At 64.4% G+C, this 22245-nt stretch carries 20 protein-coding genes and 1 pseudogene; 2 read left to right on the forward strand and 19 right to left on the reverse strand.

Features of this window, described 5'->3' with window-relative positions; translation table 11 throughout:
- Positions 1-106 precede the first annotated feature (106 nt).
- Together AC07ZH_RS11425 and AC07ZH_RS11430 are read left to right on the forward strand one after the other, a co-directional pair.
- Complete coding sequence (locus tag AC07ZH_RS11425; RefSeq protein ID WP_495199832.1) at positions 107-958, forward strand: aldo/keto reductase; 852 nt, start codon at positions 107-109, stop codon at positions 956-958.
- A gap of 281 nt (positions 959-1239) precedes the next feature.
- A complete protein-coding gene (locus AC07ZH_RS11430) occupies positions 1240-1707 on the forward strand; it encodes an aldo/keto reductase (protein WP_495199833.1) in 468 nt (155 codons plus the stop codon).
- Between the two features lie 57 nt (positions 1708-1764).
- Here AC07ZH_RS11430 and AC07ZH_RS11435 read toward each other — a convergent pair.
- The 19 genes and pseudogenes from AC07ZH_RS11435 to AC07ZH_RS11525 form a co-directional block, all read right to left on the reverse strand.
- Positions 1765-2541, reverse strand: a pseudogene (locus AC07ZH_RS11435) (integrase core domain-containing protein).
- A 160-nt stretch (positions 2542-2701) separates the two neighbouring features.
- A complete protein-coding gene (locus AC07ZH_RS11440) occupies positions 2702-4300 on the reverse strand; it encodes an MFS transporter (RefSeq protein WP_495199834.1) in 1599 nt (532 codons plus the stop codon).
- 184 nt (positions 4301-4484) lie between these two features.
- Positions 4485-5273 carry an enoyl-CoA hydratase gene (locus tag AC07ZH_RS11445; protein ID WP_495199897.1) on the reverse strand — a complete coding sequence of 263 codons (789 nt, stop codon included), beginning with the start codon at positions 5271-5273 and terminating at the stop codon, positions 4485-4487.
- A gap of 108 nt (positions 5274-5381) precedes the next feature.
- On the reverse strand, positions 5382-5975 hold the full coding sequence (locus AC07ZH_RS11450; RefSeq protein WP_495199835.1) for a DUF2889 domain-containing protein: 594 nt from the start codon (positions 5973-5975) through the stop codon (positions 5382-5384).
- Positions 5976-5990: 15 nt separating this feature from the next.
- On the reverse strand, positions 5991-7193 hold the full coding sequence (locus AC07ZH_RS11455) for a CaiB/BaiF CoA transferase family protein (RefSeq protein ID WP_495199836.1): 1203 nt from the start codon (positions 7191-7193) through the stop codon (positions 5991-5993).
- A 16-nt stretch (positions 7194-7209) separates the two neighbouring features.
- Positions 7210-8079: an HpcH/HpaI aldolase/citrate lyase family protein gene (locus AC07ZH_RS11460; RefSeq protein ID WP_495199837.1), complete on the reverse strand. Its 870-nt coding sequence runs from the start codon at positions 8077-8079 to the stop codon at positions 7210-7212.
- A gap of 1 nt (position 8080) precedes the next feature.
- Positions 8081-9259: an acyl-CoA dehydrogenase family protein gene (locus tag AC07ZH_RS11465; RefSeq protein ID WP_495199838.1), complete on the reverse strand. Its 1179-nt coding sequence runs from the start codon at positions 9257-9259 to the stop codon at positions 8081-8083.
- A gap of 98 nt (positions 9260-9357) precedes the next feature.
- A complete protein-coding gene (locus AC07ZH_RS11470) occupies positions 9358-10536 on the reverse strand; it encodes an acyl-CoA dehydrogenase family protein (RefSeq protein ID WP_495199839.1) in 1179 nt (392 codons plus the stop codon).
- Positions 10537-10624: 88 nt separating this feature from the next.
- Positions 10625-11428 carry an enoyl-CoA hydratase/isomerase family protein gene (locus AC07ZH_RS11475; RefSeq protein WP_495199840.1) on the reverse strand — a complete coding sequence of 268 codons (804 nt, stop codon included), beginning with the start codon at positions 11426-11428 and terminating at the stop codon, positions 10625-10627.
- Between the two features lie 13 nt (positions 11429-11441).
- A complete protein-coding gene (locus AC07ZH_RS11480; RefSeq protein WP_495199841.1) occupies positions 11442-12704 on the reverse strand; it encodes an acetyl-CoA hydrolase/transferase family protein in 1263 nt (420 codons plus the stop codon).
- An 8-nt stretch (positions 12705-12712) separates the two neighbouring features.
- The gene (locus AC07ZH_RS11485; protein ID WP_495199842.1) at positions 12713-13696 is read right to left on the reverse strand and encodes a Bug family tripartite tricarboxylate transporter substrate binding protein; all 984 of its coding nucleotides are present in this window, start codon (positions 13694-13696) and stop codon (positions 12713-12715) included.
- A gap of 62 nt (positions 13697-13758) precedes the next feature.
- Positions 13759-15171 carry an MmgE/PrpD family protein gene (locus AC07ZH_RS11490; RefSeq protein WP_495199843.1) on the reverse strand — a complete coding sequence of 471 codons (1413 nt, stop codon included), beginning with the start codon at positions 15169-15171 and terminating at the stop codon, positions 13759-13761.
- 380 nt (positions 15172-15551) lie between these two features.
- Positions 15552-17012: an aldehyde dehydrogenase family protein gene (locus tag AC07ZH_RS11495; protein WP_495199844.1), complete on the reverse strand. Its 1461-nt coding sequence runs from the start codon at positions 17010-17012 to the stop codon at positions 15552-15554.
- A gap of 45 nt (positions 17013-17057) precedes the next feature.
- The gene (locus AC07ZH_RS11500) at positions 17058-17900 is read right to left on the reverse strand and encodes an SDR family NAD(P)-dependent oxidoreductase (protein WP_495199845.1); all 843 of its coding nucleotides are present in this window, start codon (positions 17898-17900) and stop codon (positions 17058-17060) included.
- A 42-nt stretch (positions 17901-17942) separates the two neighbouring features.
- The gene (locus AC07ZH_RS11505; protein ID WP_495199846.1) at positions 17943-18899 is read right to left on the reverse strand and encodes a Bug family tripartite tricarboxylate transporter substrate binding protein; all 957 of its coding nucleotides are present in this window, start codon (positions 18897-18899) and stop codon (positions 17943-17945) included.
- Positions 18900-19003: 104 nt separating this feature from the next.
- Positions 19004-19717, reverse strand: a complete 714-nt coding sequence (locus AC07ZH_RS11510) for an ABC transporter ATP-binding protein (protein WP_495199847.1) — start codon at positions 19715-19717, stop codon at positions 19004-19006.
- Complete coding sequence (locus AC07ZH_RS11515) at positions 19710-20474, reverse strand: ABC transporter ATP-binding protein (protein WP_495199848.1); 765 nt, start codon at positions 20472-20474, stop codon at positions 19710-19712. Before AC07ZH_RS11515 ends, AC07ZH_RS11510 begins: the two co-directional genes overlap by 8 nt.
- Positions 20474-21394: a branched-chain amino acid ABC transporter permease gene (locus AC07ZH_RS11520; RefSeq protein WP_495199849.1), complete on the reverse strand. Its 921-nt coding sequence runs from the start codon at positions 21392-21394 to the stop codon at positions 20474-20476. The genes AC07ZH_RS11515 and AC07ZH_RS11520 overlap by 1 nt, the downstream gene beginning before the upstream one ends.
- Positions 21391-22245: a branched-chain amino acid ABC transporter permease gene (locus AC07ZH_RS11525; protein ID WP_495199850.1), complete on the reverse strand. Its 855-nt coding sequence runs from the start codon at positions 22243-22245 to the stop codon at positions 21391-21393. The genes AC07ZH_RS11520 and AC07ZH_RS11525 overlap by 4 nt, the downstream gene beginning before the upstream one ends.

The raw sequence follows: 22245 nt of genomic DNA on the forward strand, positions 1-22245 counted from the left end.
CAAAGGAGTTTGATGCGATGACGCAGTTTCAAGACCCCACGCGGCGCGAGCTGCTGGCTGGTGGCAAAACCAGCTACTCCGAGATAACAAGCTGAAAGGAACCAACATGCAACACGTCACCTTGAACAATGGTCTTCAAATGCCAATCGTCGGCTTCGGCGTTTTCCAGATCCCGGACCCTGCGGAATGTGCACGCTGCGTGGTCGATGCCATCGAAGTCGGCTACCGGCTCATCGACACTGCGGCCTCCTATCTGAACGAAGAGGCAGTTGGCAAAGGTTTGAAAAACAGCGGTGTTCCGCGCGACCAGTTGTTCGTGACCTCCAAACTCTGGATTCAGGACACCGGCTACGAGCGCACGCTCAAGGCCATTGACAAGTCGCTGCGGCGCCTGCAGCTTGATTACCTCGATCTCTTCCTGATCCATCAACCCTATAGCGACGTGCATGGCTCCTGGCGCGCCATGGAAGAGGCCCACAAGGCGGGCAAGCTGCGAGGCATTGGCCTCAGCAATTTCCAGCCCGACCGTCTGATGGACATCATGGCTTTCAATGAAGTGAAGCCGGCGGTCAACCAGATCGAAATCAACCCCTTCCATCAGCAGGAGGAAAGCGTGACCTTCATGCGCGACAACGGCGTGCAGGCAGAGGCTTGGGCACCGTTTGCAGAAGGCCGCAACAACCTGTTTCAGAACACGGATCTTGCGGCCATCGGCGAAAAGCATGGCAAGTCGGTTGGCCAGGTTGTGCTGCGCTGGCTGGTGCAGCGCAATGTCGTTTCACTCGCCAAGTCTGTGCGCAAGGAGCGGATGCAAGAGAACCTGAATATCTTCGATTTCACCCTGGACGAAACCGATATGGCGCGTATTGCCAAGCTGGAGACAGCCGCGAGCAGCTTCTTCTCGCACCGCGATCCTGCGATGGTCAAGTGGATGAGCGGGCGCCGGCTTGATGTCTGAAGCGTACGAAATAGCACAGAGATAGAAGGAGCCAGCCATGAACACCCTGAGAAAGACCCCACTGGCACGCCGCAGCTTGTTGGGTTTGATGGCTGGGTTGGGCCGCCACGCCGTTGCGGGGCACGGCCGCAGTGCTTGTCGCAGCGCAAACGCGTGGTGTGACGCACCCAGCTTCAGCACTCGGGCGGCGGCGACTCGGGTCGTTGGAAGTTTCCAGTCTGGGTCTCGGCGTTCAGAACATGCGCCGCAGCTACCAAACCACGATTCGGAGTTGGCCCGAGATGATCAAGATCATTCGGACCGCGTTTGACAACGGCGTCACGTTTTTCGATGCCGCCGAAGCCTACGGTCCCCATGAAGTGGAACGCATCCTCGGCGAAGACGTAGAGCCGTTTCGGAACCAGGTCGTTATCGCCTCCAAGTTCGGGTGGAACATCGACCTCGAAACCGGCGAGCGTCGCCCAGACTTGAATAGCCGTCCAGAACACATCAAGCTGGCCGTTGAAGGAATGCTCAAGCGCCTTCACACCGACCGCATCAATCTGCTCTATCAGCACCGGGTCGATCCGCAGATTCCCATTGAAGATGTCGCCGGGGCACTCAAAGACTTGATGGCCGAGGGCAAGGTACTGCATTGGGGCCTGTGCGAATGGGGCCCAACACGCTGCGCTGCGCCTATACCGAACAAAGTGTCACCGCCGTTCAGAACGAATATTCCTTGCTGTGGCGTGGGCCTGAAGAAGTGGTGAGAGGTGGCCCCATTCGTTTGAACAGATTCCAAAGATTTATAAGTGGATCCTGCGGGGTCAGGCTGCGTCGGCTGAAAGCTGCTGCAGCGATGCGAAGCACACCGCGCCCGGCGTTCGAGCTTGATGGCTCGAGTGCGGCCGACGGGTGTTATAAAAGTTGATGTATCGCCCGATGCCTTCGCGGGCTGCGCTCACCGTGTCGTAGGCATATAGGTAAACCTCCTCGTACTTGATTGAGCGCCACACGCGCTCGATGAACATGTTGTCGCGCCAGCAGCCCTTGCCGTCCATCGACATGCGAACGCCGCGTTCGAGCAGCAAATCAGTGGCGCCGTGATGCCCATGCGTCGCATCAGCGTGGTCATGTGCTTGTGGCCGACTGCGAAGCCTTCGGCTCGCAGCAGGTCGCGCAGCATGCGTGCCCCGACGAAGGGCAGCTCCAGATGCAACTTGTCTATGCGGCGCATCAGCTTGAGGTCTGCGTCGCTGACCGGCTGCGACGCGTAGTAGGCCAGCCTCGGCTGATCTTGACGATCTGGGCCTGGCGGGTGATCGGCAAAGAGTGAGTGTGGTCGATCATCACTTTGCACTCAGCATGCCCGCTTTGATTAGCGCTCCTTCCAAAAAATCATTCTCCAGCGCCAACTGGCCGATCTTGGCGTGCAGCACCTTCAGGTCGACCGTCGGCTCATCCGCTCGCGGTGCACCGCCCAATACGTCGGCAGCCTTGGCGAGCAACTGGTCCTTCGAGTCGGTGATCTGGTTGGGGTGCACGTCATGCTGCTGCACCAACTTGGCCAATGTCTTGTCGCCTCGAATGGCGGCCAGCGCCATCTGGGCCTTGAATGCCGCTGAGTGCGTGGGCGCGGTCTTCTGCTCAGACTTGCTCCAATCTTCACAGGCGAGGTCCTCGCCAGCAGGAGCAGTTTCAACACTTATCGGGTCGTTCAGTTTTACGGGGCCAGCTCTATACCTCTTGAATGCGATTCAACGTTCAGGAGTAACCCGTCGTGGTTTCCATCAGGCTCCGGGTGACGCGCGGCGGCTCCTCACCGAGGTGAAAGGCCAGCTTGCGGTCGCGCAGAGCCACGTCGGCGGCAGTGACGCGGTCAAAGCGCCGCAGGTGATCGGTCCAGGACTCGTCAATGATGACCTCGACAAAACGGCTGAGGTCGTGGATGTCGTGCAGCAGCTCCCACGACAAAGCCCCATGGCGCAGGCGGCCGCGGCGCCCCTCGCCTAGCATCAGCTCCCGGAAATCGGCCGCACGGACCGGGTCGACGCGGTATTCGATCGTCACCATCACATGGCCCTGGGGCGGCGGCTCCTGGATCTGGGGCGCGGGGAAGATGCGCTTAGGCGTAAGGTCGTCCTCCATCCCCACGTCGGGCAGTAGGCGGTTGGCGAGGAACATGGCGAGCAGCCCCGTCGCGGCCGCCATGCCCAGGCTGACCGGCACGCTGGTCCAGGTGGCCACCTGGCCCCAGATCGCGGCTCCCGCGGCGCTGGCACCCATGATCGCCATCTGGTAGATCGACATGCCGCGCGCGCGCACCCAGTCGGGCAGGCCCATCTGGATCGAGACGCTGAGCGTGTTGGCGGTGGTGATCCAGGCCGCGCCGCCCAGGAACATCGCGGGCACCGCCACCCAGACTAGGTCGGTCCAGGCCATGGTCGCCATGGCGGCGGCCTGCAGGGCCGCGCCGCGCAGGATGAGCCCGTCACGCGCGTAGCGTCGGCGCAAGCCGGGCAGGAACGCCGTGGACGCAATGGCGCCCGCGCCCATGGCGGCCAGCAGCAGGGTGAAGGTGCCGGCGCCGCCACCCTGCATGCCGCGCGCCAGCAGGGCCAGCAGCGCCATCAGCGCGGTCGAGTGGAAGAAGAAGATCGAGATACGCAGCAGCACACCCTTGAGGTGGTACGACTGGGCCACGTACTGCAGGCCCACGCGCATCGCGGAGCCCAGGCGCTCGCGCCCCAGCGGGTGCGGTATGTGCTCGCGCTTCCAGCGGCTGATGATGACCGCGGCCAACAGCGAGAGCACCGCGTTGAGCAGGAACACCCAGGCGCTGCCGGCGCTGGCGATCAGCGCGCCGGCCACCAGCGGGCCGATGATGCGCGAGGCGTTCATCGACACCCCGTTGAGCGCCAGCGCCACCGGCAGCTGGGTGCGGGGCACGAGCTCGGGCACGATGGCCGAGAACACCGGCCAGCGCATGGCCAGGCCGATGCCGTTGGCGAAGGTCAGCGCCAGCAGCAGGGACGGCGACATCACGTCCAGGAAGACGAAGACGCTCAGGATCGCGGCCACCACGGCGATCCACAACTGCGTGACGAGGAAGTAGCGCTTGCGGTCCAGGCTGTCGGCCAGCGCGCCGCTGGGCAAGCCCAGCAGGAACACCGGCAGGGTGGAGGCCGTCTGCACCAGCGCGACCCAGAGCGGCGTGGTGGTGAGCGAGGTCATCATCCAGGCGGCCGCCACGTCGCTCATCCACATGCACACGTTGGCCATGAGCCAGGTGGTCCACAGCATGCGGAACACCGGCAGGCGCAGCGGCGCGATGGGAGAAAGGTCATCGTCGGTGCTGGACATAGGAACACAACTGTGAGACGCGTGGTTGCCTTCACGCTTGTGCGTTTTGAATCACCTTTGGAACGGGTGGTGCGTCGATCGGCCGGACTCTGCGGCTAACTCAGCATGTGCCTACCTTTGGACATTGATTTCTACCCACTGGTCTGCAGCCAGTACCTTGATGGTCGGTGTTCTGGTCCAAGCGTCAGTCCAAACCCGAGAAATCGGGTTTGCGCTTCTCCTTGAACGCAAGGATCGCTTCCTGGGCCGCGGGGCTTGTCACGCGCTGCACAAACAGCGCGGCCTCCTCGCGGATTCGCTGCACCAGCCTATCGGCCTCGGGGGCCCCAGGCAATAGTGAGCGGGCCTTCATCAGCGCCTTGGTTCCACGCACGGAACCCACCGGCAGCTGCGCCAGCAACTCGGCCTGTCGGGCAGCGAAGTAGAGTACTTCGTCCTCGGGAAGTACCTTGTTGACAAAACCCAGTTCGAACGCCTCGGCCGCGCTGAAGGTCTCACCCAGCACGAGTCTTTCGAAGGCGCGTTGGTGCCCCGCCACACGCGACAACAACAGGCTCGACGCGGCTTCTGGTACCAGTCCGAGGTTCACGAACGGCAGTGAGAACCGGGCGCCTTTGGCCACATAGACCAGGTCACAGTGCAGCAGCAGGGTGGTCCCGATGCCGATCGCCAGCCCCTCCACCGCAGCCACCAGCGGCTTGGGAAAGATGGCCAGCTGGGTCATGAAACGGAAGACGGGCGCATCGACATCTTTCGGAGGATGCGCCGTGAAATCGCCAAGGTCGTTGCCCGCTGTGAACACGCCCGAAGCACCCGACATCATCACGGCTTTCACGCCCGGGTCCGTCGCAGCCTGCGCCAGCAAATCGCACAGGGCGATGTACATCGCCGTCGTGAGCGCGTTCTTGCGTTCCGGCCGGTGCATGACCAGGTGCAGGACGCCATTGGAGAGGGAAAAACGGATTTCACTCATGTTCTCATCGTTCAGAGGGGTGTTGGCGCCCACAGCCCGCACCACGTATCGGCACAATTCGCTCCACATCAGCAGGGGGGAATACAGGGATGCCACGTCGCGCTTCCGTCAGGCAACCGGTCCGGCGCTGGACGCTGTAGCGTCCAACTCCGCGGTGCGACCGTCGAAGTGCTCCGGCCAGCGTTCCTGCACGATCGCTCGGTTGCTGGCGTAGGCATAGCAGCTGTCGATCTTGACCGGCTTGCCGCCCGGGTCCCGCTGGGCCGGCTGGTCTTTGCGCACATCCCACAGCGTCTGGATTGCCACCGTGGCCAGCGGCTTGAGCAACTCGGTGAGGTGCGTGCAGCCCTGGCGACCAGCGAGCCGTTCCCGCACCGCGCGCGACCAGCCCAAGCCTAGGCGCAAGCCCTTGACGCTTTGCAGCGTTTCCGTGGCCTCGCGGCAGATTCCGTAGGGCGACGCATCGGTCGACGCCAGCACATCGAGCACCTCTAGATCAGCGTTCACCACGAGCCGCACCGACATGTCGTGAATGGGTGTGCCGGGCGGCACCACGCGGCCCCCTCCGGCGACAAACGGATTCGCCTTGGTATCGACCAGATGCGCCTCCACGTCGTAGAGGCCATCATTGCGCCGGTAGCCGCGCAACTCGATGTGGCGCAGGTGCAGCGGATCGCGGGGTCCCGATGGGGGCAGCGGCATATCAGCTCCCCGCCCCTACGAAATGACGCCAGCGGCCTTGAAGGCCTTGATCTCTTCTTTGGAATGACCGAGCCATTCGCCAAAGACCGCGTTGTTGCTGGCGCCCAGGTGCTGACTCGGCTGGATCGGCAGCCGCTCGGCGCCCTCAAAGACCAGCGGCGAGTGGGGCAACACCACACGACCGAGGTCCGGGTGATCGATCCACTGCAGGCTGCCGCGGGCGTGCATGTTCTCATCCACCATCACTTCCGAGAGCGAGCGCACCGGCGCACACGGCACCTTGGCTGCCAGCATCTTGTCGGCCACCTCGTACTTGCTGAGGGTTCGGGTCCAGCTCTCCAGCAGCTCGTCAACGGCAGCCGTGTTTTCAACACGGGCCGAACGCGTCAGGAAACGCGGGTCTTCCTTGAGGTCCGGTCGCCCCATCACATCCAGAACCGAACGGAAATGGTGGTCACCCGGGCAGTTCAGGACCACATAGCCGTCGTCGGTCTTGTAGACGTTGTAGGGCGAGATGCCCAGGCCCCCATGGCGGTTGCCGGTGCGTGCCGGTGCGGCGTCGCCGCGTGCGTGCAGCATGCCCAAATTCGACGCCAGCGACGCGTAGGTGGCGTCCTGCATCGAGACCTCAACCACCCTGCCCTTGCCGGTGCGCTCGCGTTCGTACAGCGCGGTCATGATGGCCGCATAGAGGTGGATGCCCGCCATGAAGTCGCAGAGCGCTGCGCCGGACTTCACCGGTGGCTGGTCGGGAAAGCCGGTCGAGTCGATCACGCCACACATGGCCTGCATCACCAGATCCATGGCGGGGTAGTCGCGGTATGGGCCGTCCTTGCCGTAACCGGAACTCGATCCGTAGACCAGCCGCGGGTTGATCTCGTGCAGATCAGCGGCACCGATGCCCAGGCGGTCCATGACACCGGGCGCGAAATTTTCGACCAGGATGTCGGCGCGCTGAACCAGTTCCTTGAGCAACTCGCGTCCCTGCTCGGTCTTGAGATTGAGCGTGACGGGTTGTTTGTTCGAGTTGAGCATCGCGAACGGCAAGGCCGCGCCGCCCATGTCACCCCGGCTGCGGAGGTGTTCGCCCTGGAACGGTTCAACCTTGATGACGTTGGCGCCAGCGAGCGCCATCAGGAACGTCGCGTACGGGCCGTTGTAGACGTGGGAAAGGTCGATGACCGTAATGCCCGAGAGCGGGTATTGAGAGGTGGACATGGGGACTCCAAGCTGTTCACTGTTGAGACTGGTCGGCCCTGGCCAGCACGCGCTGGGCCGAGTGAAGGTGTGGACGGTCGAGCATCTTTCCGTCGATGGAGACAGCGCCGGACTGGGGGGCGGCGTCAAAAGCGGCGATCACACGCCGGGCCCAGGCCACAGCCTCCGCACCTGGCGTGAACGCGGCGTTGATGACCGACACCTGGTCGGGATGGATCGCGGCCTTGGCCGTGAAACCGTCACGCAGCGCTTCAGCCGCTTCCTGCTGCAGACCGGCCGGATCCCGGAAGTTGGTGTAGACCGCATCGACCGCTGCAACCTGGACGGCCGAGGCCCCAAGTAGCGTGAGCGTGCGGGCCAGTTGATACGGCGCCGTGTAGCGCCCGTCGGCACCGCGGTTGGCCACGGCACCGATGTCCGCGGCCAGGTCCTCACCACCCCACAACATGGCGCTGAGGCGCGCCCCGGCCGTGGCGTAGCTGGCGAAATCGAACAACGATGCGGCCGTCTCCGTCACGATCGGCAGGATGCGGGTCGATCCGGGATCCACCCCATCCCGCACTTCCAGTGCGGCAAGAAAGGTGTCCAGTTGAGCGACATCCCGGCCACTCTGGCACTTGGGCAGCATGATCCCTAACGGCCTCGCACGCACCACGGCGGCGAGGTCTTCGAGCAGCAGGCCCGTCGAGGCCGCATTGACCCGGACGTACAGAGGCATGCGAGCGTGATGCTCGGCGACGAATTCAGCGCACGTGCCACGAGCACGCGCCTTTTCCGCCAGGGGCACCGCATCTTCGAGATCGATGATCAGCGCGTCTGCGCCGCTGTCGAGCCCCTTGAGCAGCTTGCGCGCATCGTGCGCGGGAACGAAGAGCAGCGAGCGCATCTCAGAAGTTCCCCATCGAAAGGAAGCCGTCCACCGGATCGAAATCGGCGACCAGCTTCTTGCCCACCAGGTCCTTGAGCGTCTCCACCGTGCCGCCACCCAGCGTGCCGTAGCGCACCGCGCGGTAGATTCGGGAGATCGGGTAGTCGTCGGTGAAGCCATAACCACCGTGCACCTGCAGCGCTTCGCTGCTGACACGGATCGCCATCTCGTTGTTGAACATCTTGGCGATGGCCGCCTGGTGGGGATCGGGGAAGGGGTTGGCCAACAGAGCCGCCTGGTACAGCAAGGCACGGCCGGCTTCGATGTCGCGGTACATCTCAGCCAGCTTCCACTGGATGCCCTGGAAGTCGCTTACCGCGTGACCACGGATCGTGCGCTGACGCACGTAACTGATGGCCTCTTCAAAAGCGGCTTCGGCCATGCCCAGGGACACGCTGGGGTTCAGGCAGCGCTGGGTGTTGAAGGCACTGAGCAGCTTCTTGAAGCCGCCCTCGCGCAGGATCACGTTTTCGATCGGTACTTCGACGTTGTTGAACTGGATCTCACCGAGGAACTCACCACCCATGGTGTGGTAGCGCGCCGTCACCTCGAAGCCCGGGGTGTTGCGGTTCACCAGCACGCAGCCGATGCCGTCGCGGCCGGGTGTGCCGTTGATGCGGGTGAACACCACGAACCATTCAGCTTCGTCCACCTTGCTGATCAGGGTCTTGACGCCGTTGACGATGGCGCGATCGCCTTTGATGGCGGTGTTGGTTTTGTAGTTGGGCACGTCGGTGCCGGCGTGCGGCTCGGTCATGCCCACGGCCATGTTCACCTCACCGGTGCACACCTTGGGCAGGATCTCGCGCTTCAGATGCTCAGGCGCGTACTTGCTGATGACACGGGTCTGCACACCCACCGAGCTCATCACGCCCATCGCAGTGGAATAGCAGTGCTTGGCAATCTCTTCGAGCACCAGGGCCGTGTCGAACACCGGCAAGCTGGAGCCGCCGTACTCTTCCGGCACCGACATGCCCATCACGCCGAGCTTGGCCAACTCGCGCAGGTTCTCATGGGGGAACGTGCCGTCGAGGTACTTGATCGAGTTGGTGCGCCAGTTGTTGTCGCGGGCCAGTTGACGAACGGTGCCGATGAGGGCGCGTTGTTCTTCGGTCAGTTTCAGTTTTTCGGTGCTCATGCTGTCTTTCGTGCTTGAAATGGGGGGCCTTCTGCGCCTGATGTGATGAGGCGGAGGGGTGAGGATCGAGTCCTCTACTGTTCAGCGGTCAGCGCCGCTCAGAAGTTCCCCACCGAGAGGAAACCGTCCACCGGATCGAAGTCGGCGACCAGCTTCTTGCCCACCAGGTCCTTCAGGGCCTCGGTCGCACCGCCGCCCAGCGTGCCGTAGCGCACGCCGCGGTAAATGCGCGAGATCGGGTAGTCGTCGGTGAAGCCATAGCCCCCGTGCACCTGCAGCGCCTCGCTGGTGACACGGATCGCCATTTCGTTGACGAACATCTTGGCGATGGCGGCCTGGTGGGGATCGGGGAAGGGGTTGGCCGACAGCGCGGCCTGGTACAGCAGGGCGCGGCCGGCTTCGATGTCGCGGTACATCTCGGCCAGCTTCCACTGGATCCCCTGAAAGTCGCTGACCGGGTTGCCGCGGATAGTGCGTTGACGCACGTAGTTGATGGCCTCTTCAAAAGCTGCTTCGGCCATGCCCAGCGACACACTGGGGTTCAGGCAGCGCTGGGTGTTGAAGGCCGAGAGCAGCTTCTTGAAGCCGCCTTCGCGCAGGATCACGCTCTCCAGCGGCACCTCGACGTTGTTGAACTGGATCTCGGCCAGGTATTCGCCACCCATGGTGTGGTAACGCGCCGTCACCTCGAAGCCGGGTGCATTGCGGTTCACCAACACGCAGCCGATGCCGTCGCGGCCGGGCGTGCCGTTGATACGGGTGAACACCACGAACCATTCAGCTTCGTTGGCGCGGCTGATGAGCGTCTTGACGCCATTGACGATCGCCTTGTCGCCCTGGATGACGGTGTTGGTTTTGTAGTTGGGCACGTCGGTGCCGGCATGTGGCTCCGTCATGCAGACCGCTAGGTGGGACTCACCCGCTGCCACTTTGGGCAGGATGTCGCGCTTGATGCTCTCGGGCGCGAAGTTGCTGATGACGCGCACCTGCACGCCCAGCATGCCCATCAGCGCCATGGCCGTGGCGTAGCAGTTCTTTGCCACTTCTTCAATCACCAGGGCGGTCTCGAATACCGGCAGGTCGGTGCCGCCGTATTCTTCTGGGATGGACATGCCCAGCACACCGATCTTGGCCAGATCGTGCAGGTTGTCCCAGGGGTAGGTACCGTCGAGGTATTTGTGCGAGTCGGTGCGCCAGTTCTTGTCGCGGGCCAGTTCACGAACGGTGCCGATCAGCGCACGTTGCTCTTCGGTCAATTTGAGTTGCTGGGGGCTCATGGGGTTTCCTTGGATGAGGGGCTGGCGCGGTCTGCGCGGTGTTGCAAAGGTCAACCTGAAAGATCGGTTGGCAGTGGTTCTGGTCGGGTCAATCGACCACGCCGGTGAATTGAGGGGAGCGGCGCTCTGCGAAGGCGGCGAGGCCTTCGGCGTAGTCGGCCGATCCCAGGATGGCGGGCAAGGCCGCGCGCTCCAGGCGCAGGCCATCGGCGAGTGGCACCTCGACACCCTGGTAGACCAGGCGCTTGATTTCGGCCATCGCCGGGGCCGAGCGGCCCGCCAGCAGCCTGGCCAGCGCGATCGCGCGACCCTGCAGTTCCTCGGCGGGCAGCAGTTCGTTCACCAGGCCGATCTCGCGGGCGTATTCGCTGGTCACCGGCTCGCCGCTGAGCATCATGTGCAAGGCCAGGCTCGTGCCAACGAGCCGCGGCAGCCGTTGCGTGCCACCGGCGCCGGGAAAGGCACCGACACGGCTCTCTGTCAGGCCGATGCTGATGCCGGCGGCGGCCAGGCGCAGGTCGCAGGCCATGGCCATCTCGAGTCCACCACCGAGCGCGAGGCCATTGAGCACGGCGATAGTGACAAAGCGTGCCGCGCCGATGGCATTGACCGCGTCGTTGATGGCCGCGTTGTGGGCCATGCGGGCCGGCAGGTCCATGGCCTTGCGCTCTTTCAGGTCGGCGCCGGCACAGAAGGCCCGGCCGGTGCCGCGCAGCAGCACGACCCGTGCGTGCTGTGCCGCGGCATCGGCCACCGCCTGCTGCAGGGCAGCGACCGTGGCCACACCCAGCGCGTTCATGCGCTCGGGCCGCTCCAGCCGGATTTCAAAAATGCCCTCACCCAGCAGTTCTAGAACGACGTCCTGGTTCACAGTGATTCCTTTCAAGCTCATGTCGTGCGATGGGTCAGGCACGGGCGCGCTGTGCGTGCAGCGCACGTTCCAGCGATTCGCGGTGGTCCGGGTGGGCGATGGCGACGAGGCGCGTGGCGCGCTCGCGCAGCGAAGCGCCTCGCAGATGGGCCGCGCCGTGTTCGGTCACGATCACATCAACGTCGCTGCGGGCCGTGGTGATCGGCCGGTCACCGAGCGATACAACGATGCGGGAGTGTTTGCCGTCCGGCGTGGCCGACGGAAAAGCGATGATCGAGCGGCCGCCTGCGGAAGCAACCCCGGCACGAACAAAGTCGACTTGGCCCCCCACCGCACCGAGGTAGCGCCCACCGGCCACTTCCGAGTTCACCTGACCGGTGAGGTCGATCTCGATCGCCGAATTGATGGTGTGGAACCTGGAGAGGCTGGCGGTCACGGCCAGCTGGTGCGTGTAGTCCGCACAGCGCAGGTCGATCAGGCCGCTGCTGGCGGCGAACGCGCGCAGCCGCTGCGTGCCGAACAACCCGCCGGTCACCGTGCGACCCGCATCGCGCCCTTTGTGCGCATTGGTAACGACACCGCGCTCGACCAGATCGACCAGCACATCGGACACCACACCGCTGTGCACGCCCAGTCCGCGGTGTCCACCCAGGGCTTCCGCCACCGCGGCAGGCAGCGTGCCGACCCCCAGCTGCACCGTGGCCTGGTCGGGGACCAGCGCCGCCACCTGGCGCGCCACCGCGCGCTCCACCTCGGAGGGCAGCGGGTCCGGCATGTCGATCAGGCGGTCATCACCATCCACCAGGATGTCGATGTCGGCCGCGTCCACATAGGCATCGCCCACCACCGCCGGCAGCGCGGGGTTAAGCAGCGCGATCACGAGCCGGGCACGCTGGATCATGGCCTGCGTGAAATCGGCGATCACACCCAGCGTGTAGCCCCCGTGCGGCAGGGTCCGGACCTGGATCAGCAGCACATCCAGCGGCAGCTGACCGCCGCGGATCAGCACAGGAATGGCGCTGACGTGACCCGGGAAAATCTCGGACAGCGCCGTCACACGCCGACTGGATCCGGCACCATTGAGCGCCCGGAACCGGAAGTGGTCGCTGATCTCGGGACGCAGGGTGTCCGACTGTGTCAGGCCGAAAAGCAGCGACGGCGACGCCAGTTCCGCACGCTGGGCCACCAGCGCTTCGGTCAGGGCGAGTGGCTCACCGGGGCCTTGCGGCCAGCCGATGATCTCGTTGGATTTCAGATGCGCCGAGAACCGCAGTTCGGCGAGTGGAACGTGTTGCATGGTCGCGCTCACTCGGTCTCGATGTTGTTTTCTTTGATCAGCCGGCTCCAGCGAGACACTTCCGAGCTGATCAGGCGCCCGTATTCGTTCGGCGTGGTGGGATAAGGCCACGCCGCTTCGCGTGCAAGCACATCTTTCACCTCGGGCATCGCCAGCACCGCATTCAGTTCTTCATTCAGGCGCTTCAGGACCTGTGGCGGCAGACCCGAAGGTCCCATCAGGCCGAACCAGACTTCCAGCGGGAAGCCCGGCAGACCGGCCTCCGCGGCCGTCGGGATGTCCGGAGCCAGCAGCGATCGCTGCTTGGCTGTCACGGCCAGGGCGCGCATCTTTCCCGAACGGATGTGGGGAAGGACCGATGCCAGGCTCGGCAGCAGCAACTGCAGGCTGCCACCCATCAGGTCGGTGAAGACGGGGGCAATGCCCTTGTACGGGATGTGGACCAGCTCCAGCTTCGCTGCCGTGGCGAACAGCTCTGTGCCCAGGTGGTTCATGCCTCCGGTACCGGCCGAACCGTAGTTGATGGTTTTGGGATTCGCCCGTGCGAACGCGATGAATTCACCCAACGTCTTGGCCTTGACTTCGTTGGACACCACGATGGCCAGAGGCGTTGCCGCGATGGCGCCGATCGGCACCAGATCGGTCAACAGGTCGTACCCGAGCTTTTTGCCGCTGGCGACATTGGTCGTTATGGACGCGGAAGCAAACAGCCGGGTGTGACCGTCGGCCGGCGCCCGGGCCACCATCTCGGTGCCAATCGTTCCACCGCCGCCACCCTTGTTCTCCACCACCACGGGCTGACCCAGGCGTGTGCTGAGCTTGGCCGCAATGAGGCGGGCCACGATGTCGTTGCTGCAGCCTACCGCGAAGGGCACGACCAGCTTGACGGGCTTGCTGGGCCAGGGTGCCTGTGCGCCCACCTGCATCGGCAACAGGGCACTGGCCCAGGCGGCGATAGCAACTCGTCGGGTGAATGAGTGTCCGTTGATCATGTTGTCTCCTGCTTGTGCGGGGGAAAAGTCTCGACCGGCGTTCTGGCGCGCTGGCTCCCGGCTCAGGTGGCCGGCAGCAGTTGGCGCACGAGCTGCCGCACATCGTCGAGCGACTCGATGCGGTCCACCAGGTCCCTCAGTTCACGGGACGCGCCGTCGGGCAAGGGGCGCTCAGCCACGCTGAAACAGTCCCGGGCCTTGTTGTCAAAGTCGGCGGTGGACATCGGCCGGTCCGGGTGACCCAGGAGCAGCTCGACCGACAGGCTGTGTGTGCTGCCGTCGCGCAGGTCCACCTGCAGGGCTACCGGTGACACGTTGCGCCCGCAACGCCGTTCGATGTCTTCGTCCACGTAGGCCTCGACCTTCTGCGCCAGGGCCAGGATGTCCGGCCGGGCCAGCGAGGCTTCAGTGAAATGCCGCAGTTGCACCGCACCGTCCACGATGGCGGTCGCCACGTTGTAGGGGATGCTGAACTGGGCCTGGACCACCGTTCGTGGCGCCTTCCGCATGTCCACCGGCGTGCAGACCGCCGAATAGGCCTGGTGGTTGAGGCCGACCCGGATGCGCACCACATCTTCATGGCGGATGCCCGCGCTCTGCCGCAGGGCCAGCGCGGCGTCGATGGCCGCGTGGTTGAAACGGCAGCAGGGATAGGGCTTGTAGCTCAGGCGCGCAAACTCGAAGCGTTCCCCCAGACCGTCGCGCAGCACGTCACGATCGCAGCGGTCGTGCAGATAGACGCGCAGGAATCCGTCAGCGCCTTCAAACGTGGCCTGCACTCCCCGGATGCCCCGCTGCGCCAGCTGGACCGAGAGCACGGCCGACATGGCGGCAAACCCTGGCTGCATGCGTTTGGTCAGCGCCGCATCGCGCGTGACCTGGTGGTTGCCGGACACCTGGGAATATGCGATGCCGAGGGCGTTGATGGTCTGCGCTTCGTCGAGCCTGAGCACCCGTGCCGCCGCGATGGTGGCCGCGAAATACCCGAACAGCGGCGTGTACATGTAGCCGCTCTCGACGATGGAGACCTGCGTCGCGATGCCCAGGCGGCTGATCGTCTCCAGACCTGCCACGACGCCGGCGATAAAGTCCGCGCCGCTGGTGACCACGGCCAGCTCGGCCGCCGCCAGCGCGGCAGGTACCACGGACACCCCGGCGTGCAATGCAGCCGCATCGTGGGTGTCGTCGTAATCGCGGGCGTGTGCCATGGTGCCGTTGACCCAGGCCGCATGGTGGGCCGGCAAGCGGTCACCAAACACCAGCACCGAGGCCTGCGGCGCACCGCCCCACTCCACCACGAGATCCCGCAGCTCGGACACCGCCGCTGCGCTGGACCCGGCCGCTGCGCAGGCCAGGGTGTCGAAAACATTGGTCTTTGCCGCCTGCATCACGGATGCGGGCAGCTGGTCGGCAGAAACCCGGCAGGCAAATCGGGCGAGAACAGCTGCAAAATCTTCGGCGGTGGCCATGGTCATGTTGTCTCCTGGAACCCATCGGAAGGCCTCGTCGTTCGCCTTCAGGCTGTTGTGTTCGGCGGGGCATTTGTCTTGGCCAACAGCTCATTGCTGGGGGCTTGCGATGCAGTTTAGGATTCACCCAGCTGGCACGTCCATGGCTGTTTTCAGGACCCGGTGTTCCGGTTTTCTGAAGACTGTCAGACCGTCCTGAAACGGGCGTTCACAACCTTCCAACACCCCCGAGGCGGGCGGTGATGACGACGCGGCAGCGCCGTTTGGCGGGGTCATGGTGATGGTCGAACCGCCGTGCAAACGCACCCCACCATCAGGACGGGGGCGTCCGATGGCGGGCCGGTCTGGCGGCGGGGTTCGACGGCGACAGCGCGCTGTCGCGGGTTTCAGTTCAGGGCGCAGTCGATGTGCTGGGGCAGCATGAACTCCCTCAGGCCATCCTCGCCCCACTCGGCACCGACCCCGCTGTGCTTGTAGCCGGTCATCGGTGCGTCCGGCCGCAGTGGGCTGCCTCCGTTGATCTGCACCGTGCCGACCCGCAGTTCGGGCACCAGCTTGAGGCACTGCTCCTTCGTACCGAACAGATAGGCTTTCAACCCCAGGTCCGAATCGTTGGCGATCTGGATCGCCTCTTCCACCGTGCGGTAGGTCAACACCACCGAAACCGGACCGAAGATCTCTTCGCGGGCCAGCCGGGACTTGTTGTCCAGCCCGCCGACGAGCACCGGATTCAGAAACCAGCCCTTGTGAATGTCCGGTCGGCCGCCGCCCGCGAGGATGGTCGCACCCGCCTCGACCGCCCGCGCCACGCCGGCCTCGATGCGATCCCGGTTGGCGGAACTGACCACCGGCCCGACGATGGTGGTGGGGTCGCGCGGATCACCGACCTTGATCTGTTGGTAGGCTTTTCGGCTGGCCTCAGCGAACTCTTCGTAGCGGGACGCTTCCACCAGGATGCGTGTCGGCGATCCGCAGCCCTGGCCGGCATTGCGCGCGTAGCGCGCATGCAGCCAAAGGGCGTACTTGTTGAAGTCCACACCCGGCAGCATGATCGCCGCCGACTTGCCGCCGAGTTCGAGCACGACGCTGCGCAAGCCCACCGCCGCCTGCTGCATGACCTGCCGTCCGACGTTGACCGAGCCCGTGAAGCTCACCTTGTTCACCCCCGGGTGTTCCGTCAGCGCACGGCCGACATCAGCCCCTCCGGCCAGGATGTTGACGACCCCGGGCGGAAAGCCCGCACGGCGCACGAGGTCGCCCAGCAGCAGCACGGCCAGCGGCGCCAGCGGCGACGACAGCAGCACGGTCGTGCAGCCGGCGGCCAGGGCGGCGCCGATCTTGGTCACACCGATCAGCAAGGGGTAGTTGAAAGCCGAGATCGCGGCCACCACGCCCACGGGTCGGTAGGTCACCATGCTGACGGCGGTGTTGGTCGCGTTGAAACCCAGGTGGCGGGTGCGGTCCCGGGTGCCGGCTTCGGCGAACCAGCGCACGAAGGCGGCCGGTGTATCAGTGTGGTTGGCCTTCAGGTTCACGGGCGAGCCAATCTCGTCCATTAGCACGTCCATCAGCTGGTCGCGGTGCGCTTCGATCAGATCCGCGAACCGCAGTAGCACGGTCTTGCGGAACGCCGCGTCTTTCCAGACACCGCTCTCGAAGGCGGCTTGGGCGCAGGTCACGGCCTCGTCCACCTGCGCCACGGATGCCCCCGGAAATTCGGCGACCAGTTCTTCGGTGACAGGGCTCACCACCCTAAGCAGGTCGCCCTCGCCGGTGCGGTCGAGGTTGTTGATGAGCAGTCCGGTGTGGACGGCTCCGGTCTTCGGGGAGGTGTTTTTCTGGGTCATTTGGGCATGCAATAGGGGTGGTTGAAGAAGGGCCTGTCCAGGTAATTAGGCTAGCGTGACCGCATCCCGGCTTTCGTAGCCGGGGCGGGGAATGAAGGTCATCAAGGTCTGGCTCAAGGCCCCGTCGACCAGGAGGTCCTGGCCGCTGATGTAGCTGGCCCGGTCGCTGGCGAGGAACAGGATGGTGGCGGCCAGCTCTTCGGGTTCACACACCCGCCCGACCGGCACCAGGCGGGCGCGCTGGCGCGCGATCGCCGGGTCCTGGTAGGCGAACTCGCTCAAGGGCGTGCGCACCAGCGCGGGCGACACCACGTTGCTGCGGATGCCATGCGCTGCCAGCTCGACGCTCAACTGGCGCGACAGCATCTTCACGCCCGCCTTGCTCACGCTGTAGGCGCCACCATCGGGCATCGGGCAGTGGCCGGCGATGGACGACACATGGACCATGCTTCCGCCCTGCCCGGCTTCGATCATCTGCCGGCCGAAGGCCTGGGCACAAATCAGCGCACCGGTCAGATTGACCGAGAGCAGTTGGTTCCAGGGCTCCAGGCCGAGGTCCATAAGGGCACCGCCGCTGAGCACACCGGCGTTGTTGACCAGCACCTGGCAGGCCCCGAGGGTCTGCCGCACGCGGGCGGCGGCTTCGGCCACCGACGCCGGCTGGGTCACCTCGGCGGCCAGACCGATGGCCCGTCCGCCGGCATTGATGATCTCGCTGGCCACTCCGCAGGCGCCGGCCTCGTGGCGGTCCAGCACGGCGACGGCGGCACCGGCCTGCGCCAGCCGGCGAGCCGTCTCGGCTCCGATGCCACTACCCCCGCCGGTCACGACGCAGACGCAGCCCGCCAGACCCAGCCAGGCCATGTCGGATGGATGTTTCTCTGTCATGGAACGTCTCCCTTTGATCGGTGCAGCTGGATCAGAGCGGTGTCAGGCCGGCGTCTTTGGCCAGGCGGCCCCAGAGGCGGATCTGATCCCGCATAAAGGCCGTGAATTCGGCCGGTGTCGTGCCGGCCGCCACCATGCCGATGCCGGCGAAGAACGCCTCCATGTCGGGCTCGACCAGCGCCTTGGCATAGGCCTCTTGAAGGCGGCGGGGATGTCGGGTGCGAGACCTGCTGGAGCGAACAGGCCTATCCACGAGACGTAATCGAACTGTGGCAGACCTTGCTCGGCCAGCGGCGCCACCCCCGGAAAACTGGACAGCCGCTGCTTCGACATCAGTCCCAGAATGCGCAGCTTGCCCGCCTCGACGAAAGACTTGACGATCATCGGATCGGTCACCATGAAGTCCAGCCTCCCCGCCACGAACTCGGTGACCGCCTGGGCAATGCCGGGGTAAGTGATGGCCACGGCGTCGAAGCCGGCCTGCGCCTTCAGCATCTGGGCGGCCACCAGGCTGCCTGTGTTGCCGACGCCGTAGTTCAGCTTGCCGGCGCGTTCCTTGGTGTACTGGATAAAAGCCTGCGCCGTGTTCACCGGCATGTCCGCGCACACCACCAGCAGCAAGGGGTTGACGGTGAAACAGGTGATCGGCGTGAAGTCCCTGACCGGGTCGTAGCTCAGGTCCTCGAACAGGTAGGGACTGGCAGCGTGGGTCGAATTCGTGCCCAGCAGCAGCACATAGCCATCGTTCTTGACGCGGGTCATGGCGCGGGATGCGATGGTGCCCCGCGCACCCGGTCGGGTCTCGACGATCACCGGCTGCCCCAACGTCTTGCTCACGTGTTCGCCCAGACGACGGGCGATCACGTCCGAGCTGCCCTGTGCAAACGGCGTGATGATCCGGATGGTTCGGCTGGAAAAAGTCTCCTGCGCCCAAGCAGGGCCGCCAAGACCCAGCAAGGCAGATGATGCAACCATAAGGTTTCTGCGGTTGAGGGACATTCTGGCCTCCGTTGGTTAACAAAGCGGACGGCATCTGCTGTCCTCGTGTCCTGGTCAGTCAGGGCGCTCTGGCTCTTCCCGGACCGCCGCCTTGACTGGGCGTTTCAGACGGTGGCACCGCCCAGGTAGGCGTTCTGCACCTCGTCGCTCTGGAGCAGATCGGCACTTCGCCCTTCCAGGGTGACCGTGCCCGTTTCCAGCACGAAGGCGTGGTCTGAGATCTTCAGCGCCAGCTTCGCGTTTTGCTCCACCATGACGACCGTGATGCCCTCGCGATGCAGCGTCTGGACCAGCCGGGCCACCTCCAGGATCAGCTTGGGCGCGAGACCGAGGGTCGGCTCATCGAGCATGAGAATGCGCGGCTGGCTGATGAGCGCGCGCGCGATGGCCACCATCTGTTGCTCGCCGCCAGACAGACTGGAGGCGATCTGTTTGCCCCGCTCCGCCACCCGCGGGAAGATCGCGTGCAGGAACTCCAGGCGCTGGCGGAACAGCTTGTTGTCACGCATCCGGTAGGCACCTACGCGGATGTTTTCGTAGACCGTGAGGTCCGGGAACAAGCGCCTGCCTTCGGGACAGAGCGCGATGCCGCGGTCGAGCCGCTCGTGGGGCTTCAGACTGGAGATATCCTGCCCGTCCAGCCAGACCGAGCCACTGCTCTGCCGGTTGAGACCCACGATGGTTTTGAGCAATGTGGACTTGCCGGCCCCGTTGGCGCCGATGATCGAGACAACGCTTTTGTCGGGCACTCTGACGGAGACATCACGCAGGGCATGAACGCCGCCATAGTCGACACAGAGGTGTGTGGTTTCAAGCAAACTCGTAATCCTCCCCGAGGTAGGCCTCGATCACAGATTTATCGGACTTCACATCGGACGGTGTGCCGAGTGCAATGGGTTTGCCGCGGTTGATCACGAGGATGCGATCACAGATGCCCATGACCAACGGCATGTCGTGCTCGACCAGCAAGATCGTGATGCCCAGTTCATCTCGCAGGCGACGGATCAGCACACCCGCCGCTTTCTTCTCCGACGGGTTGAGACCCGCAGCGGGCTCGTCCATCAGGAGCAGCTTGGGCGACACCATCATGGCCATCCCGATGCCGAGGATCTTCTGCAGCCCGTAGGCCAAGCTGCCGGCCGGGTTGACCAGGTGCTCTGTCAGACCGACAAAGCGGGCAACCTGCTGCAGGTCGGCACCACCGTCCCGGACACGGGTCAGGCTGGAGAAATAGGCGAAGGGGTTGTGGCAATGGCCGATCACGTCGGCGCGCCGCAGGTTTTCCCCGGCCGTGTGCTCACCGAACACATGAACGGCCTGAAAGGTGCGGGCCATGCCGCGCCGCGCGATCTCGTCGCTGGAGTGACCGGAAATATCGTGACCATCGAAGATTGCCTTGCCGGAACTCGGCCGGAAGTGGCCAGCGATCACGTTGAACAGCGTCGTCTTGCCGGCGCCGTTGGGCCCGATGATGCCGAAGATCTCGCCTTTTGCAACCGAGAAGGACACATCGGACACGGCCGTCAAGCCACCGAAACGGCGGGTCAGGTTCTGAACATCCAGCAGGGGTCCCATCAGGCAGCACTCCGTCGACGTTGGATCAGGGACACCAGGCCCTGTCGGATGAAGATGAGAAAGACCATCAGGCAAACGCCATAGATCAGCAACTGGTACTGGCGCGCGTCGCGCAGCAATTCCGGCAGCGGAACAACGAGAATGGCACCGAGCAAGGGGCCGAGAACCGAGTGCACCCCACCCACGGCATTGATCACGATCAGGTCCACCGACAGGCGGAAGCCGAAGGCATCGGGCGAGAGGAACCCGATGTAGAACGCATAGACCCCGCCGCTGAATCCCGCGGCCAGCGCACTGAAGGTGAACGCTGCGATGCGCCAGGCGATGGCGTTAGACCCGATCGACCGGCTCAGCATCTCGTTCTCGTTCAGCGACTGGAAGATCGCACCGATGTCGGAGCGCTCGATCGCACGAACCGCCACGTAGACCAGGGCTGCCAGGATCAGCCCCATGACGTAGTACTGCGGCGTGGACGTCAGGCGCAGGCCGAAGATCGAGAACTTGGGGATGCCATAAAGACCGTTGTTGCCACCGAAGAGAGAGGTCCACTCCTGGAAGACCAGGTTGATGATCTGTCCGAAGGCATAGGTCAGCAGCACGAAATAGACACCCTTGATGCGCAGGAAGACAGGGCCGACCGCAGCAGCAATGGTGGCCGCCATCAAGGCGCCCAGCGACATGGCCAGCAGGGGTGGCACCCCCAGATGGATCGTCAGGAGCGCGCTGCCGTAGGCACCGATGCCCATGAAGGCGGGCATCGCCATGGTCAGCTGGCCGATCTTCAGCATCATGTTCATGCCGAGGGCCATCGGGATCATGATGGCGATCATGGTGGCGATGTGGAAGACGTACTGGCTGTCCACCATCCACGGCACCAGCGCCAGGACAGCGATCACCAGAAAGATGTGCAGAGGTTTCATCGCGCGCTCCTCCCCATGAGGCCCGTCGGGCGCGTGATCACCACCAGCAAGACGATGACAAACGAGGCGATCAGTGCGACCGTTGAGTTGAAGGCGGTGGTGAGCACGGATTCGCTCAAACCGATTAGCAGACCGCCCATGACGGCGCCGGGCAAGCTGCCCAGGCCGCCAAGGATCACCACCACAAAGGCCTTGAGCATGGGCAGCTCGCCCATGTACGGCCCGACGGTGTAGATGGGCGCCATCAGTCCCCCCGCCAATCCGGCGAGCAGGCAGGCGATGCCGAAAGCCGCGGCATAGACGGCACCCGACTCGATCCCCATCAGGCTCGATGTCTGGGGATCCTGCGCCACGGCCTGCATGGCCAGCCCCAGACGGGAGTACTTCAGGAACACATAGAAGATCGCGAGGATGGCGAGTGAACAGATCGCAACGACAGTGCGATCCCAGGGTACAACGGCACTGAACAGGCTCCAGGTGCCGGAGAACGGGCGCTCCATCGCCTGCTCGGACGGCCCGAAAGCAATCAGCGCAACCGACTGCAAGATGATCCCCACCGCGAGCGACATGATCATGCCCGAGAGTTCGTCCCCCACCAGAGGCCGGAACAGGACGCGCTCGATCACCACGCCCAGCACCGCGCTGACGGCACCTCCGGCCAACACGGCCAGATAGAAGGGCCAGCCCAGAGCGCCGAAGAGGAACAGCACCACGATCGCGCCAACCATGTAGAACTCACCGTGGGCAAAGTTGACAATGCGCATGATGCCGAAGATCAGCGTAAAGCCCAGCGCCATGATCACGTAGATGAGGCTGGCGAGAAGCCCGTTGACGACGATCTGCTCGACCAT

The sequence above is a fragment of the Simplicispira sp. GW247-4R2A genome (genome assembly GCF_059424465.1).